Source organism: Nocardia sp. NPDC004278 (assembly GCF_053602975.1).
In genome coordinates, this window is the sequence record NZ_JBSGEQ010000001.1 from 458467 (window position 1) to 473688 (window position 15222).

12 protein-coding genes are annotated in these 15222 nt (G+C 64.7%); 2 read left to right on the plus strand and 10 right to left on the minus strand.

Annotated features, from left to right (window positions below; translation table 11 throughout):
* Nucleotides 1–1182, minus strand: coding sequence for a xylose isomerase (xylA, locus tag ACWEO2_RS02065; RefSeq protein WP_452403616.1), 1182 nt, complete (start codon nt 1180–1182; stop codon nt 1–3).
* 423 nt (nt 1183–1605) lie between these two features.
* On the opposite strand from xylA, the gene ACWEO2_RS02070 reads away from it, so the two are divergent.
* Nucleotides 1606–2055 carry a hypothetical protein gene (locus tag ACWEO2_RS02070; RefSeq protein WP_452403617.1) on the plus strand — a complete coding sequence of 150 codons (450 nt, stop codon included), beginning with the start codon at nt 1606–1608 and terminating at the stop codon, nt 2053–2055.
* 90 nt (nt 2056–2145) lie between these two features.
* Here the strand turns inward: ACWEO2_RS02070 and ACWEO2_RS02075 are convergent, their stop codons facing one another.
* The 5 genes from ACWEO2_RS02075 to ACWEO2_RS02095 form a co-directional block, all read right to left on the minus strand.
* Nucleotides 2146–2610, minus strand: a complete 465-nt coding sequence (locus ACWEO2_RS02075; RefSeq protein WP_452403618.1) for an SRPBCC family protein — start codon at nt 2608–2610, stop codon at nt 2146–2148.
* A gap of 209 nt (nt 2611–2819) precedes the next feature.
* Nucleotides 2820–3845: an alpha/beta fold hydrolase gene (locus tag ACWEO2_RS02080; RefSeq protein ID WP_452403619.1), complete on the minus strand. Its 1026-nt coding sequence runs from the start codon at nt 3843–3845 to the stop codon at nt 2820–2822.
* Between the two features lie 29 nt (nt 3846–3874).
* On the minus strand, nt 3875–4375 hold the full coding sequence (locus ACWEO2_RS02085) for a DinB family protein (protein ID WP_452403620.1): 501 nt from the start codon (nt 4373–4375) through the stop codon (nt 3875–3877).
* 23 nt (nt 4376–4398) lie between these two features.
* A complete protein-coding gene (locus ACWEO2_RS02090; RefSeq protein ID WP_452403621.1) occupies nt 4399–5025 on the minus strand; it encodes a class I SAM-dependent methyltransferase in 627 nt (208 codons plus the stop codon).
* A gap of 417 nt (nt 5026–5442) precedes the next feature.
* Nucleotides 5443–6513, minus strand: a complete 1071-nt coding sequence (locus tag ACWEO2_RS02095) for a CHAP domain-containing protein (RefSeq protein ID WP_452403622.1) — start codon at nt 6511–6513, stop codon at nt 5443–5445.
* 788 nt (nt 6514–7301) lie between these two features.
* On the opposite strand from ACWEO2_RS02095, the gene ACWEO2_RS02100 reads away from it, so the two are divergent.
* Nucleotides 7302–8921, plus strand: a complete 1620-nt coding sequence (locus tag ACWEO2_RS02100; RefSeq protein WP_452403623.1) for a phospholipase C — start codon at nt 7302–7304, stop codon at nt 8919–8921.
* A 550-nt stretch (nt 8922–9471) separates the two neighbouring features.
* On the opposite strand, the gene ACWEO2_RS02105 is transcribed toward ACWEO2_RS02100, so the two are convergent.
* The 4 genes from ACWEO2_RS02105 to ACWEO2_RS02120 form a co-directional block, all read right to left on the minus strand.
* A complete protein-coding gene (locus tag ACWEO2_RS02105; RefSeq protein WP_452403710.1) occupies nt 9472–10770 on the minus strand; it encodes a cytochrome P450 in 1299 nt (432 codons plus the stop codon).
* A 741-nt stretch (nt 10771–11511) separates the two neighbouring features.
* Entirely contained in the window at nt 11512–12924 is a 1413-nt protein-coding gene (locus ACWEO2_RS02110; protein WP_452403624.1) for a cation:proton antiporter, read from the minus strand.
* 116 nt (nt 12925–13040) lie between these two features.
* Complete coding sequence (locus tag ACWEO2_RS02115; RefSeq protein WP_452403625.1) at nt 13041–13556, minus strand: hypothetical protein; 516 nt, start codon at nt 13554–13556, stop codon at nt 13041–13043.
* Between the two features lie 113 nt (nt 13557–13669).
* Entirely contained in the window at nt 13670–15166 is a 1497-nt protein-coding gene (locus tag ACWEO2_RS02120; RefSeq protein WP_452403626.1) for an NAD(P)/FAD-dependent oxidoreductase, read from the minus strand.
* Nucleotides 15167–15222: the final 56 nt, after the last annotated feature.

The following is a 15222-nucleotide window of genomic DNA, read 5'->3' on the forward strand; positions in this document are numbered from 1 at the left end:
TCACCGCGCACCGAGCAGGTGTTCCAACGCCAGCTGGTTCAGCCGGACGAATCCGTACCCGCGCTGGGCGGCCTTGTCAGCGTCGAACTCGGCCAGGGCCGGATCGGCCAGCAGATCGGCGTGGGTTTCGCCGGGCGCGAGCGTCGGGGTGCGCAGATCGGCGACCCCCGATTCCGAAATGGCTTGCTGCACTTCCGGATCGGTGCGGAAGGCCAGGGCACGCTCCTTGAGCAGCAGATAGTTCCGCATGTTGGCCGCGGCCGAATCCCACACGCCGGCAGTGTCCTCGGTGCGCGAGGGCTTGTAGTCGAAGTGTCGGGGTCCATCGTAGGCGGGTGCGCCGTCCGGGCCGCCGTTCTCCAGCAGGTCTACCAGGCTGAAGGCGTTCATTAGATCGCCGTGCCCGAATACCAGGTCCTGGTCGTATTTGGCGCCGCGCTGGGCGTTGAGGTCGATGTGGAACAGCTTGCCCTGCCACAGCGCCTGAGCGATGGCGTGCGCGAAGTTCAATCCGGCCATCTGTTCGTGTCCCACTTCGGGATTGACCCCGACCAGCTCCTGATGCTCCAGCGTGGCGATGAACGCCAGCGCGTGCCCGACGGTCGGGAGCAGGATGTCGCCGCGCGGCTCGTTCGGCTTGGGTTCTATGGCGAAGCGCAGGTCGTAGCCGCGGTCGTGCACGAATGCGGTGAGCAGGTTGAGGCTTTCGCGGTAGCGGTCCAGCGCTGCGCGCACATCCTTGGCGCTGTCGTACTCCGCGCCTTCGCGCCCGCCCCACAACACGTAGGTGCGCGCGCCGATGTCGACCGCCAGCTCCACATTGCGCAGCACCTTGCGCAGCGCGAACCGGCGCACGTCCCGGTCGTTGCTGGTGAACCCGCCATCCTTGAACACCGGATGGGTGAACAGATTGGTCGTGACCATCGGTACGACCAGTCCGGTTTCGGACAGCGCTTTCCGCAGCCGTTCGATGTGCCGCTGTCGTTCGGCGGTGGACGCGCCGAACGGGAACAGATCGTCGTCGTGGAAGGTGAGGCCGTATGCCCCCAGCTCCGCGAGCCGGTGCACCGCGTCGACCGCGTCCAGCTCCGGCCGGGTGGCATCCCCGAAGGGGTCCCGTCCCCGCCATCCCACCGTCCACAACCCGAACGAGAACTTGTCTGCAGGGGTTGGCGTCACCATAATCGACCCTCTTTTGTTCAGACATTGAACTAATACGCTTTCGAGCGTAGTCGCAACCGGCGCGAATGCCGGGCTGATCACTGAATTCATTGTCCGACAATGGGATTCATGGATCGGATGCGAATCGCATGGTCGCGGCACCGGCGCGGCGATCGTGATCTTCTCGTCGAACATGCTGGTCAGACCGGGTCTGCTCGGCCAAATTCGGCACCGGGACCGGCCCGGCCACCGACGTGAGGTTGTCGTCGTCGAACCTCGCCGAGTCCCCGGCGGACCTGTGCAACAATCGCACCGAAAGTGTCCGCCTGTGCTGGTCTTGATTCTTGCGTGAGCAATCATCCCAGCTCAGAAGGCGCTTTCTCGATTTCAGGACATCTCGACAGCCAGATTACCGCCACGGATCGAGGCTAAGGAGACGTAAGCATGCCCGCTTTGGCCGACCTTGCCGTGGGGATTGCGCCCATCGCTGGTGGAGTGGCTCTCGGTGCGGCGGCGGGATATCTGAGGGGCCCGGATATCCGCAAGGCGATCAAGCAGGATATGGAGCTGTTGGACCACCTACCTGCGGAGCAGGTGCAGCGGCGAGCCGAACTGCAACAGAGCATTGATAGTCGCATCGACGACCTGGTTGCGACCGTCAACCGATACCGGCCGCTGCGCAGAGCGGCCGGCTCCTATCGCGGCAGCTTGCGCGACATCCTGCTGTTCATCTGCGCGATTCTGTTTACGGTGGTCTGGTGGAGCGTCGATCATCATAAGGACAGCTGGCTACCGATGTTCGTTGTGCTCATTGTGATTTCGGTGTGGACGGCCGGCTATGCGTTCAGCGGTCTGCGCAGATCCCGACTCAGTTTCCGGCACAGCAAGGACTGATCCACCGCACCGTGCCAGCCGGTCGCCGGGGGTTCGCACGGCCGGTTTCCCGGCTGCGATGTAGCGGACCTGTCGCCCGGGCGACGCTGGTCACGGTCGGGTGGTGTGCGGCCCCGCCGCGGTGGCTGCGTAGTCGGCGAGGTCGTCGGCCATGCGCTGCATCACCCGGGGAAGGACGAAGGGCATGGTCCAGCCGATCCCGGGCCGCATACGCCAGGTGCCGCGCCAGATGATGGTCGTTCCGCCCATGGGAGTCGGCTCCAGTTCGACGACGGCGCGATAGTCCTTCATGGCGAAGTTGAAGGCGTCCTCGTACGCCAGGAGCCGGTCCTGCACGAGTTCTGTCAGTCGCTCACCGGTGACGACCCGGCCGGTGCGGAATGCTCGAACCGCGCCGATGCCGTCGTGGCCGCGTGAATCGAGGCCGCTGGAGCGTTCCTCGACCAGTTCGTCCAGCCCGGAGGACCACCGAGGCCAGCTGCGGCCATCGATCAGCAAACCCCACACCGCGCTGACGGGAGCCGAGGTTGTGGAACGTACTCGGTAGTGCGGCACGTCGTATCCTTCCTGCGTATTCAGTCGACGCGATCGGCACAGTGAGACCGAGATGCGTCGGGGGACAGAATGTTTCCTAGTCTTCGGAGGCTTCGGCCGAACGCCCGGGTCGCCGAGCGGACTGGGCCTCGGGGAACGGCTACCGCTGCGGCGGAGGCGAATTCGCATCACCGAGGCCCAGTCCGCTTCAACACCGAGCGAGCCAGTGGTCATCCGTCGAGGAAGTGCTCGAGTTCCGCAGTGACGAACTGGGGATTCTCCTCGACGAGCCAGTGCCCCGCGTGCGGGACGTCCACGGCTCGCACGATGTTGGTCAGGCGTGGCGAGACAGTGCCTCGGATCGCGTCGAGTTGCCCTTGGGCGCTCATGACCAGGGTCGGGACAGGTGTCGGTGCTGCGGCTACGGTGTTGCGGACGTCGGTGTCCAGAGCGCGGTAGAGCTCGAAGCCGCCCGCCAGGACCTCGGGCCGGCGGTAAGTGCGTGCGAATTCGTCGATGTCGGTGTCGGTGAACGGGGACCGATCCGAGGTGCCACCGAATGCCGTGCCGCCGAAGGAAACCTGAGGATAGAACATGCCCAGGTACTCGCGGACATGGTCACCGACGACCGCTTCGGGGACCTGCCGTTGGGAATGGAAGGCGATATGCCAGCTCAGCGAGCGGTAGGTACGTGCATCGATCGCCGGCCCGGGCAGCGGCAGGTCGAGGTAGCCCAGACGCGCGGTATCGGCGGGGAACTGGGCGGCATACTCGAACGCGACCGCGGCGCCGAAGTCATGCCCGACGACCCGCGCGTCCCGCACCCCGAGCCGGTCAGCGATCAGGGCATGCACGTACCGCGCCAGGGTGGCCTTGTCATAGCCGGTCGGTGAACCGGCGCTGTCACCCAGCCCAGGCAGGTCGACGGCATAAACGGTGTGATGTTCGGCGAGTGCGGGCATGATCGGCCACCAGCCGTACCAGGTCTGGGGCCAACCGTGGATCAGCACCACCGGTGTGCCGCTACCACCGGTCACATAGTGCATACGGACACCGTCGACATCGGCGAACTCGTGCCGGAAAGCCTTCTCGAACTGGGGATCCCCGTGCGTGGCGGCGGCGTAAGGGGCGACGGCGGGGGTTGTCGTGGAGCAGGCCGCGGTCCCCATCGTGAGCAGGAGGACGGACGCGACGGCCGCCAGCGCACGGGCAGATCGGAGGAAGCGGCGCGACGACGGCCGGACTGCGATGATCATGAATTCCTTTCCGGGGAAGGTGGATGGGCTCAGCGTCCAGTCGTGCCGTCGATGAGTTCGCGCAGGATGTCGGCGTGACCGGCGTGGCGGCCGGTCTCTTCGATCATGTGAGTGAGCGCCCAGCGGACGCTGGGAGCGGGACGGCCCGCTCGCGGCCGTGGCAGGGGTGTGCCGAGATCGCTACAGCCGTCGAGCATTTCGTTGGCACGCTCGACCGCGTCGCGGTAGCGGGCGACGACATCGGCGACACTGTCAGATGGCGCGGCCTGGAACGTCGCCTGCCAGTCGGTGACGTTGTCCCCGAGGAACATCGAGCGTTCGACGTGAGTCAGGTGCTCGAGCAGGCCGAGCAGGTTGGTGCCCGACGGTACTGCGGCAGTTCGTGCTTGCGGCTCGGGGGCACCCTCGACCTTTGCCGCGATCGAGGTCCGGAGATAGTCGAGGAATCCGCGCAGGGTCCCGGTCTCGTCGTTTCCGGTCCGAGGCGGCGGGGTGTCGCGGCGGCGGATGCGGCCTGTCGTGCTGGGCATGGTGGTCTCCCTGGTCGCGAGCATCAGGCGGTACGGCGGATGAGCAGGACATGGTCGGTGACCTCGGCGGTGCGCCCGCCCGGCCCGGTCGCGATCCGACGGGGTGCGTCGGCGCGCTCGACCGTCCACGTCACCGGATTCAGGTTCATACCCGCGGCGACCTCGCTCGGGGTCGGGTACCGAGGGTCGGGGTCCTGGTTCCACGACCATGGCGCGGTCGAACCGTGGTCGACGACCAGCAGCCGCCCGCCCGGGCGCAGCGCGTGTGCGGCGCGGCGCAGCACGGTTTCCCGGTCCAGGTCGAAGGGGGTGTGCAGGTAGTGGGCGCAGATCAGGTCGAATCGGCCGTGCGGGAAGGACTGTCGCAAGTCGTGCCGCTCAGCGACAACCCGGTCGCCCATACCGTGGGAGCGGGCGAGGCCGGCGAGCCGCTCGACCGCCACGACGGCGATATCGACGGCGGTGACCTGCCATCCCCGGCGGGCGAGCCACAGCGCGTCCCCGCCGTCGCCGCACCCGAGATCCAGTGCGTCGCCGGGTGGCAGGGTCGAAACTGTTTCGGCGAGAAGAACATTCGGCTGTGGGTCGATGACCCGGGGGCGGTCCGCGTAGACGCCGTCCCAGAATCTGACCGCATCGGTGGTGCTCATCGAGACTCCTTGTGTCGGAATGTGCTCAGTCTGGCGAGGCGCACCGCGATCTGGCACGCGATCTTGCTGTTCCAGCAAGATGGGCTCGTGGACGGTGATACCGACGACGCACTCGATGCGGTGGGGCCGCGACTGCGCCGCGACCGCGGCATCACCCTCGCCGACCTCGCGGCGGCGACCACGTCTACTCAATGCCACTACTGCGAAGGCTGGCATCGTCGATGCCAGGCGGCCAGCCAATCCGATTCTTTCTGTACGACTTCCGCAGAATCTTCGCCAGTGACGCCGTCAGTGGTCGCCTTCTGGTGCGCAGTGCCATGAGACTGCTCGGCCACGAACACCTCGGCACCACCGATTACCTTGCCGTGTTCCAAGACGACCTCATCCGCTATGTAAACCCAACAGAATGACGATTCACTAGGCCATGGCGGTGTCGGCCTTGTGCGCGGGCGGATGGATGACGCCGTTGACGTAGCTGCTGCCCGGCGGGTACGTGTGTCGGCGTACCGCATCACCCGAGTTGCCCTCGATGGTGTGGATGTTGCCGTGGGCATCGACCTTCTCCACCACGCCCACGTGACCAACGCCGTTGAGGACGATGAGATCGCCGACGCGGGCGCCGGAGGCCCTGTCGGCAAGCCCGTGGCGCTTGGCATCGGCCCAGATCGTGGGTACATAGGTGGTGCTCGTGGTCCAGTTCAACGGGATATGCGCCTGCTTCCAGGCCCAGGTGGCGAAGGCCGCGCACCACGGCCCGCCGATGTCGTACGGCTTGTTCCCCGGCAGATGGTTGTCGCCTATTTCGTGGACGCCGACCTGGCTCATCGCAGCCTGTACCGCACCGGGAGCGCCGGGACCCAACGGGATCGGGACGATGCTCCCCGCCCCTGTCGTTGGGTCGGGCGCGGACGGGTATGTCACGGCGGGGTGGTAGGTCGGGATCGAATTCTCGATGACCTGCTTTTGGCGATGGATCTGCCTCGCGGCGGAGCTGACCTTGCCGTGCACGTAGTCGACGGTGTCGAGGGCGGCGGTGATCAGGGACTGTAGCTCATCCCGCGTCATCGGTGTGCCGCTCTCGTGCCTCTTCGACGCGGTTTTGAGTGTGCCCTTGAGCTCATGCACCTTCCCCATGCAGGCCGTGAAGGTCCCGTTCGATGTGTCGAAGGTTGAGTAGGAGGCCTCGCGGACGTCTTCGTTGTGGCGGCTGATCGCCGACTTGGCAGCGCGTATCTTCCCCAGCGACGAGGCGTAACTGTCGACCATGACGGCGTGATCGTGTTTGTCGTCGAGTCCGTCCTGGAGCAGTCCTCGCTGACCCAATTCGTGCAGCAGGTCCGGCTGTTCCGACGGCTTTCCCGACGCCAGCAACCCAATCGACTGACGCAGCGCCGTCTGCACCGCATCGAGAACGGCCTCGAGCCCCTTGTGCACCCCGGGCGGCGGGTCGAGGGTTATATCGCTGATGTGAAATGTGTTCGGGCTCATCGTGATACCTGCTCTTCAACAATGACGCCCACGTTCACACTTGGGACACCCACAGGGCGGCCGATCCGGTGGCCAGGGCATGCGACGCAACGGGCTCGGGGTCGGCGCCGATTCGACGGTTCGGTGTCGGCAGGCGGTACGTCGACCGTCTCGGGAGAAGTCATCGTGGTCCCGTCATGAGCAAGCGACTGGTCGTCAGTGTGCTGGCCAATCACCTTGGATGCAAAGTAAATTGCATTGGAAGCATGTCGGCAAATAATATTGCATACTGTGACCGTATGCGAGGGATGTATCGATCCGCCCTCGCCTGGGCCGGTGAACGCAGCGTTCGTCTCGTCTGCCGAACCCGGCCCGTCTGGACCAATGACGGCGCGCTACCGGCCCGCTCTCACCACTTCGACACAGGCCCTAGCAGTTACGGCTGGTCGGGTCGGTTCTTATGGCCCGGTCGGGTGGAATGGACATATCCAGTCAATGACCGATTGTGTTTCGCGCCGCGATCGAACAGATCGATGACTTCTTCGCGCAGCTCGCTCGCTTGCCCCGCCACCGTGAACTGACCAGCCGCCGACCTGCCCTCATAGGATTGCGCCGTAGGCGGGCGATCCGGCTGGTTATGGGCGGATCTGGCCTGGCGGTTGATCGAGAGCCTTGATTCACCGGAGTTTCGATTTCCGTTCACTTTCGCGCACACCACGGTGCGCTGAAATGGTCACGATCGGTACGGTCGGAGTCGACCGCCGCCCCCCGTGATCGCATGCCGCGATCCGGATCGACCAGGAGGTTCCATGTCCGCCTCGGCTCGCCGCTGTCTCGGCCGACGACGTCGCGGTGCCGCCGCGTTCGCCGCGCTGCTGGCGCTCGCTGCCGCATCGTGTTCCAGCTCGTCGGACAAGGTGTCCTCGCCCGACACCGACACCGCGACGCCGATCAAGCATGTGGTGGTGATCTTCCAGGAGAACGTCTCCTTCGATCACTACTTCGGCACCTACCCGAACGCGGCGAATACCGACGGTTCGAAGTTCACCGCCTCGCCGGATACCCCGAAGGTGGACGGACTCACCCCGGATCTGTTGTCGCACAACCCGAACAAGTTCCAGCCGACCCGGCTCGGTGGCCCGAACCAGCAGGTGACCTGCGACCAGGACCATGAGTACAAGGACGAGCAGGCTGCATTCGACGGCGGCAAGATGGACCAGTTCGTCGAGCACACCGAGGTCGCCGCCTGCAAGCCGCCGACCTTCGGCGCGCCCGGCCTGGTGATGGACTACTACGACGGCAATTCGGTGACAGCACTGTGGAACTACGCCCAGCACTTCTCGATGAGCGACAACTCCTACAACACCACCTTCGGTCCGTCGACGCCCGGCGCGATCAACCTGGTGTCCGGCCAGACCCACGGTGTGACAAAGGAATTCATGCCGGACGGTAAGCCGTTCCCGGAGCACTACGTGGTCGAGAACGCCGGCAACAACCAGGGCACCGTCATCGACGACCCGCAGCCGTTCGGCGACGACTGCTCGACTCGCGATCAGATCCAGCTGAGCGGCACCAACATCGGCGACCTGCTCAACAAGAAGGACATCAGCTGGGGCTTCTTCCAGGGTGGGTTCAAACCGACCGAGACCAAGGACGGCAAGGCTGTCTGCGGCGCCACCCACAACGTCGGCGTCGCACTCGGCGGCACCGGTAAGACCGGTGACAAGGCGTTCGACACCAAAGCCGACTACATCCCGCACCACGAGCCGTTCCAGTACTACCAGTCGACGGCGAACCCGCATCACCTGCCGCCGAGTTCGGTGGACAAGATCGGCCAGACCGATCAGGCCAACCACCAGTACGACCTGTCGGACTTCTGGGCCGCCGCCGACGCTGGCCACCTGCCGGCAGTGAGCTACCTGAAGGCGCCGGGCTACCAGGACGGTCATGCCGCGTACTCGAATCCGCTGGACGAGCAGCAGTTCCTCGTGGAAAGCATCAACCACCTGCAGAAGCTGCCGGACTGGAAGGACACCGCGGTCGTCATCGCCTACGACGACTCCGACGGCTGGTACGACCACAAGTCCGCGCCGATCGCTATGTCCTCCGGTTCTGCGGAAGACACGCTCACCGGGGCCGGCGCCTGCGGTGACCCGACCGGCAAACCCGCCAAGTACCAGGGCCGCTGCGGCTACGGTCCGCGGCTGCCGCTGCTGGTGATCTCGCCCTACGCCAAGGCGAACTTCGTCGATCACACCCTGACCGACCAGACCTCGATCCTGCGGTTCATCGAGGACAACTGGAAGACCGGGCGGATCGGCGACGACTCCTACGACGAGCGCGCCGGCGTGCTCGATGCGATGTTCGACTTCAAGGCGACAGCACGGCCGACGCTGGCGCTCGACCCGAAGTCCGGCAACGCGAACTGAATCCGATAGCACCGCTCGCCCGGTCCGTCTCCGAAAAGGGATGTCGGGCCGGGCGGTTCGTGGGCGCGGTTGGAGCCGTTGCTGCCTCGCGGCAAGAAGGCGCGCCGTCGTCCTGTGTGACCAAGCGGCAGCTCATCGATGGGATCCGGTGGTGGATGCGGGTCGGTTGCCCGTGGCGTGATGTGCCATGACACTGAACTCGCCGTCGGCTACCTGGCCGCAATCCATTCGCCGCGATCAACCAATGGTTTCGATACGGGTGAGGACGGGCGCATCCAGCCCTCCAGCAGTTTCGGGCAGCCCATCTCATCGTCGGAGAGGGCGAGGTCGCCCAAGTCCGTTGAGACCATGCGCTTCTGGCACGGTCGGCACCCCGGTACACGATCACCCCTGCGTCGACGGGGCGATATTGATCGGGAGCCTGCGACACCTTCGTGGCCGCGCGGCATGTCCGTTCGGACGTGCGCAGCGAGTGCCTACGTTCCGCGACGGCACCCGGCAGAACGGCCCGGCTGTCCTGATGCTGGGCCGTGGACCAACCAGAGTCGAGCTAGACGATATTCATCGGCGGGGACGGTGAGAAAGTGACCGGCAGTGCCGTCATAGCGCGGTGGAACGGGCCCGGCCGCCAGACCAGGTCGTCCACACGGCCGATCAGTTCGATGTCGGGGAGGGCATCGAACAGCAGATCAATGGCGAACTGGACGGTAAGGTAGGCAACGTCTTTGGCGGGGCAGGCGTGTGGCCCAGCGCTCCATGCCAGATGCGAGCGATTGCCGAGACTGCTCTCCTCCGCGTCGTTGTTCCTGCGGATCTTGGGATCGTTATTGCAGGCGGTAAGACTGATGACGACCGGCTGGTCCGCGGGCAACCAGATATCGTCGACCATGACCGGCTGCCGCGGGTACGTCGTGCAGAAGTTCGCCATGGGCGGGTCGTTGAACAGAATCTCGTCAAGGGCGTTGATCGTCGACAGGTTCCTACCGAGGACATTGCCGAATGCGAATCGGTCGTCGGTGATCATCAGCAGAAGTGCATTCGTGATCAGATTGCGCTGTGCTTCGAAACCGGCACCATAGAAGGACATCAGCTGGGCGAATATCTCGTCGTCGTTGAGCCCGGCGGCATGGCTCGTCATCCGCGAAGTGACGTCATCGCCGGGCTGTTCGCGCTTGAGTCGAATCAGCTCCATCAGTGCCTGTTTGAGCATCATCATGCCTTCGCGGCTCTTGACCGTGTCGAATCTCGCGGCCATTCCGGCCGCGACCCGCTGCCCGATGTCGGCCGGGCAGCCGACCAGCTGGTTCAGTACCTCCAGGACAAGCGGAAAGGCATACTGTCTCACCAGGTCAGCGTTGCCTGCCCGACAGAAGGTGTTGATCACCGGGACAGCGGCCTTCTCGACGAGGGAAGGCAAAGTGTCCGTGGCGATCCCGTCGATGCCCGCAACGGACGCATCCCTGAAGCGTTTGTGTTCAAAGCCGTCGCTGTTGCGCGCCGCGGGCAGCCACGCCATCATCGGCCGGACCGGGCAGTCCTCAGGAATGGTCTTCTGCCACGTTCGCGGATCAGCCGGAAAGTGGTCGGGGTCGTTGAGGATTCTGACCGCGGTGGAGTGGCCGATCACGAGGGTCGCTTTTACACCGGGTGCCAAAAGGACCGGAACAATCGTTCCGTATTTGCTGCGCATCTCGTCGTAGGTGTGATGTGGGTCAGCGACGAAATCCGGCGTGTACAACGGTACTCGGACATCGGTGTCGCCCAGCGAATCATGCTGGACGGGGCAGACTCCGGGCGCAGTGATGGTGTCGGGCGCGGACGTTGGGGACTGTGGTGTGGTCAAAGACATGACTCCAGACGAGAACAGCGATTGGACAAGCAAGACTTCATCATTGAGCGCGTGCACGTCCCTCGATCATGTGCCTCGAACGAGGGCGGCGGTGTGTCGGGTCGTTAAGCGTTCGCACAGACAGCCTTCCAGACCTGTGCTGAACCCGGCGACTCGCCCACGCTAGCAACATAGCAACGAGTGGCCAGTAGTGCGCACGAACGTTGTAGCGTCAACCTCGTTCCGGTCGCCCCTGCGCGATCGTCTATCGGACTGCCGGCGTCCCGGGCGGCGGTGGGTGGGTGGAGTGCCGAACCCGGTGCGGTGCTGTCGGATTCGGCGATCGGTCCGTGGCGGCAGCAAGATCGGCACCGACCAGTTCGGTGTGTCGGCACATGGATATGACTGCGCACCAATATGATCCGCAGAAGCTCGGTGGCCTGTTGCGGTGGCGAAGGAAGCCGCATTCGGCAGCTGGTCCAGTCGGGGCAGCGCACTGCGGTGTGATCGGTCAGATCGCTGGTGGGCCTGCGATTGCCACGAGATAGCGCTGCTGGCACCGCTTTTCGACGGCCGCCGCCTGTGCCGCCGATGCACTCCGCCGTCGCGTTGGCGCGTGCGAGCCGTTATTGATCCGCAAGGGGCCTCAACGAGTCCGACGGGTCGCTGAACCGGATCGCCTCGACGCCGGTGGCCCAGAAGCGCAGGGTTGGCGTTGCCGCAGTGGGCACAAGGTATTTCGATGCTTCGCGGGGTGGTGGGCTAGGTGGCCTCACCGCTGCGCTCGCGTTCGTCGCTGCGCTCGATCGCTGTCTCACGATGATCTCGCCGCCCAGTCAACGCGTCGGTTTCCTTGCGCTGCTCGCCATTCGGCCCGAAGACCATTCCGTCCTTCCACGCGCTGCGTTCGAACATCCGCTGAAGTGGGGTCGCGACGAAGGTGGTCACCAGCGTCATGAGGGCAAGGATCGTGTAGAGCTCGGCGGTGATCAGCCCGGACGAGAGTCCGATGTTCAACAGCACCAGTTCCATCAACCCGCGGGCATTGGCGAGTGCACCCATCGCGCCCGCTTCCCGCCAACCCATCCCCTGCGCCCGGGCGACCAAGCCGATGGCGCCGAACTTGCTGGCGAACGACACCACCAATACCAGCGCGGTGACCGCGAGCACCGCCGGGTCGAAGACCAGGCTCAGCTTGGTGTTGAGTCCGGTGTAGATGAAATACGCAGGCAGCAGCAGATAGCTGACCAGTGGTTCGAGTCGTTCGCGGATGCGGTCGATCAGCTCCCCGCGCGGCATGCACAATCCGGCGACGAATGCGCCGAGTACTGAGTGGATACCGACATAATCGGTGAAACTCGCGGCCAGCAGCACCACCACCAGCACCACCACCAGTGGCCCGACCGGCAGACCACCCGCGCGTTCGTTATCCCCCGCGCGTGGAGTCCAGGTATTGAGACGAGCCAGCAGTCGCCGCCCGATCAGGCTCATGAACAGCACATACGCCGCTCCGCCACCGGCCGCGAGGAACGCACCACCCAGGCTGTCCTTCGCGGTGGCGACCACAACAGCGAGCAGGATCCACGCGCACGCGTCATCGACAGCCGCGCACGCCAGCGACATCGTGCCCAACCTCGTCTTCAACAACCCGGAGTCGTAGATGATCCAAGCCAGGATCGGGAACGCGGTCACCGCGACCGCGGCCGCAAGAAACAGTGCGCCTTGCCAATTCGCTATCTTGTCGGTGAAATACCGCCCCTGCCCGACCAACCACCAGCCGACCCCGGCGCCGAGCACCATCGGCACGGCGACACCGACCGCTGAGGTGGCACCGGCTCGACGCAGATGCGAGCCGAGGATATCGAGTTCGAACGAGGACCCGACCATGAACATGTAGAAGATCAGTCCGAGTTGTCCGACCACATAGATCGCGGTCAGATTCGGATGCATGATGCTGGCGTCACCGACTTTCAGTTGAGTCGGGAACAACCAGCGTTGCGCCTGCGGCCACACCCAGCCGAGAACCGAAGGCCCCAACAGGAATCCGGCGACCATGATGACCACCACCTGCACCTGCCCCAACCGCCGCAACAGTGGCCACAGCAACCGATAGGTCACCAGGATGACCGCGAGTTGCAGGAACAGATGTGTGGTGATTTCCAGCAGCGATGGCATCGCAGCTCCCTACCTCAACGTGACCGGAATGGATGAAACGGTCTGCGGCCCACTACAAGTGCAGTGAACCGCGGAATCGTTGATCTGCCGCCCACCCGGCCCAGCGCGGTCGGAGATCATTGGCCGGATAGCGGGCTGCGGTCTGGTGGGATGACATCGGGGTTGAAGGCCTCGCGGACATAGCAGACCGGCCGGTCTTCGAGCCACATGACGTAGGCCCGCATCGCGCACGGTCGACCATCCGGCCAACTCATGAGTCCTGCCCGCAGCATACGGCGCCGCTGGGATACGCCACGAGAGATCAGACCCGATCCGATCGGAACGTGCAGATCGTCGATTCCGGACGCGGCCGCGAGTTCCCGCACAGCGACGACGTCATTGACCGATGCGGTCACCATGTCAGCAGTGATCAAACAGGACCGGCGCACGAGAACACGATCGATGCCGGACACCTCCAATGGCACGGTGACCGCGGCCGGTATCTGGCTGGCCTCGACATCGCCTTGGCGCAACACCTGGACGTGGAGCTGCGCGCCGACGATCGCCTCGAGAGCCGGCATGGTGAAACCTGTACTGCCCAGCAGCATCCGGGTGACCGGGTGACCGAATCGCCCGATCGCGTCTGAGACCATCCGGACATCCGAGCTACCGGGCGTGGAATCGCCCGGTAGCTCGGGGCCGGAGTGCATGACCGTCACAGCCAGCTCCGCACAACAGTTCTCACGAGAATCTGTAAGGCCGCTGCCTAATGCACCGGCTCGCTGGCAGGCTTCGGCGGACGGACCGGCCGCGTCCACCGCTGGACTTCTTCAGCGGTGAGCGGCTGTCTGGTCAGTCCCAGAGGCGTGTCAGTGACGCGCAATTCACCGTCGGCCATTCCGGAGAACGGGCGACGCCAGACATCCCAGACTGGCGACATGTCCAGACCGGTGCTGTGCTTGTTGTCGCCGCCCATGTAGTTGAGGTTCGCTGATTCGTCGTACAGATTGCCGACCTCGGACATGATGGTCTCGGATCCGGTGAGCTGCTGTTCGCCCGATGATTCGCGCATGTCGGTCAGCCCGGACATGATCTTGGTGAACGACGTCTCCGGAGTGTCGCCTGCTTGCGCCTCGGTGAGTTTGCTGGCGTGTCCGAAGTATTCGTCGGCACCGATGTATTGCTCATACATTCGCGAGACCAACACGAAGAATCGCGTATACGCCCGTCGGAGGGTGTGCTGGTAGAAGCCGAGGGCTTCGGCCTCCTCCAGATCGCCTCGCAGAATGCTCGCGATCGACGCCGCAGCGATCAGCCCGCCGTAGGTACCCAGGTGCACACCGGTGGATAGCAGCGGATCCAGGAATGCTGCCGCGTCACCGACGACCGCCCACCCCGGGCCGCAGAACCGGTCCGAAGTGTAGGAGTAGTCGGTCTCGGCCTTTACCTCCGCGACCCTGGTTGCACCGGCGAGCATTTCACCCATGGGTGCGCTGTCGCCGATGGTGTCGAGGTAGTACTGCTCGAGTCCACGCTCCCGAATCTTGTCCATGGCCTTTCGGGTGGCCACGACATAGCCGACGCTGTTGCGGCCGCCTGCCAGCGGAATGTGCCAGAACCAACCGCCTTCGGGGGTGGAGACCACATTGATCGCGCCCTCTGGACTATCCGGATGCAGGGTTGAACCCTCCCAGTACGACCAGACGGCGACATTGCGGAACCCCGGAAGTTGTTCGCGCTGAAGCAGTCCCTTCTTGGCCAGCACACCGGCTCGGCCCGACGCGTCGACAAGGAAGTCGAACTCGGTTGTGTGAATCGTGTCGTCACCGTGGACGGTCCACTCGACGGCCGTCGGACGGTCACCGTCCATGATCACATTCGTGACGGTGGCTCGCTCGATCACCTCCGCGCCCTGTTCGCGGGCGTTTTTCAGCAGGATGTGGTCGAAGTCGGCGCGATCGACCTGCCATGACCACGCGTCCTCGTCGACCAACCGGGACCAGTCCAGCAGCCAGTGGTCGCTCTGCCACTGGAAGTAGCCGCCCCGCTTCACCTGGAAGCCGTGTTCGGCAACCGCGTCGTAGGCGCCGGACACGCGCAACGTCGACAAACACGACGCCAGCAGTGACTCCCCGATGTGATAGCGCGGATGCTCGTCGTGTTCCAGGACTGTTACTCGGAAACCTCCTGCCCGAGCCAGCGTGGCTGCGGTGGTGGAACCGGCTGGGCCGCCACCGATGACCAGAACGTGCGGAATGTTCATGCGAACTCCCTGGATCTGCCGACAAGGATCGTGCGTCGACACCTGCGACCGAACCA

What these genes read in the sequence shown, in the direction of transcription:
- xylA (WP_452403616.1), bottom strand. Translation starts at nt 1,182, where the DNA reads ATGGTGACGCCAACCCCTGCAGACAAGTTCTCGTTCGGGTTGTGGACG.
- ACWEO2_RS02070 (WP_452403617.1), top strand. Translation starts at nt 1,606, where the DNA reads ATGCCCGCTTTGGCCGACCTTGCCGTGGGGATTGCGCCCATCGCTGGT.
- ACWEO2_RS02080 (WP_452403619.1), bottom strand. Translation starts at nt 3,845, where the DNA reads ATGATCATCGCAGTCCGGCCGTCGTCGCGCCGCTTCCTCCGATCTGCC.
- ACWEO2_RS02085 (WP_452403620.1), bottom strand. Translation starts at nt 4,375, where the DNA reads ATGCCCAGCACGACAGGCCGCATCCGCCGCCGCGACACCCCGCCGCCT.
- ACWEO2_RS02090 (WP_452403621.1), bottom strand. Translation starts at nt 5,025, where the DNA reads ATGAGCACCACCGATGCGGTCAGATTCTGGGACGGCGTCTACGCGGAC.
- ACWEO2_RS02095 (WP_452403622.1), bottom strand. Translation starts at nt 6,513, where the DNA reads ATGAGCCCGAACACATTTCACATCAGCGATATAACCCTCGACCCGCCG.
- ACWEO2_RS02100 (WP_452403623.1), top strand. Translation starts at nt 7,302, where the DNA reads ATGTCCGCCTCGGCTCGCCGCTGTCTCGGCCGACGACGTCGCGGTGCC.
- ACWEO2_RS02105 (WP_452403710.1), bottom strand. Translation starts at nt 10,770, where the DNA reads ATGTCTTTGACCACACCACAGTCCCCAACGTCCGCGCCCGACACCATC.
- ACWEO2_RS02110 (WP_452403624.1), bottom strand. Translation starts at nt 12,924, where the DNA reads ATGCCATCGCTGCTGGAAATCACCACACATCTGTTCCTGCAACTCGCG.
- ACWEO2_RS02115 (WP_452403625.1), bottom strand. Translation starts at nt 13,556, where the DNA reads ATGGTCTCAGACGCGATCGGGCGATTCGGTCACCCGGTCACCCGGATG.
- ACWEO2_RS02120 (WP_452403626.1), bottom strand. Translation starts at nt 15,166, where the DNA reads ATGAACATTCCGCACGTTCTGGTCATCGGTGGCGGCCCAGCCGGTTCC.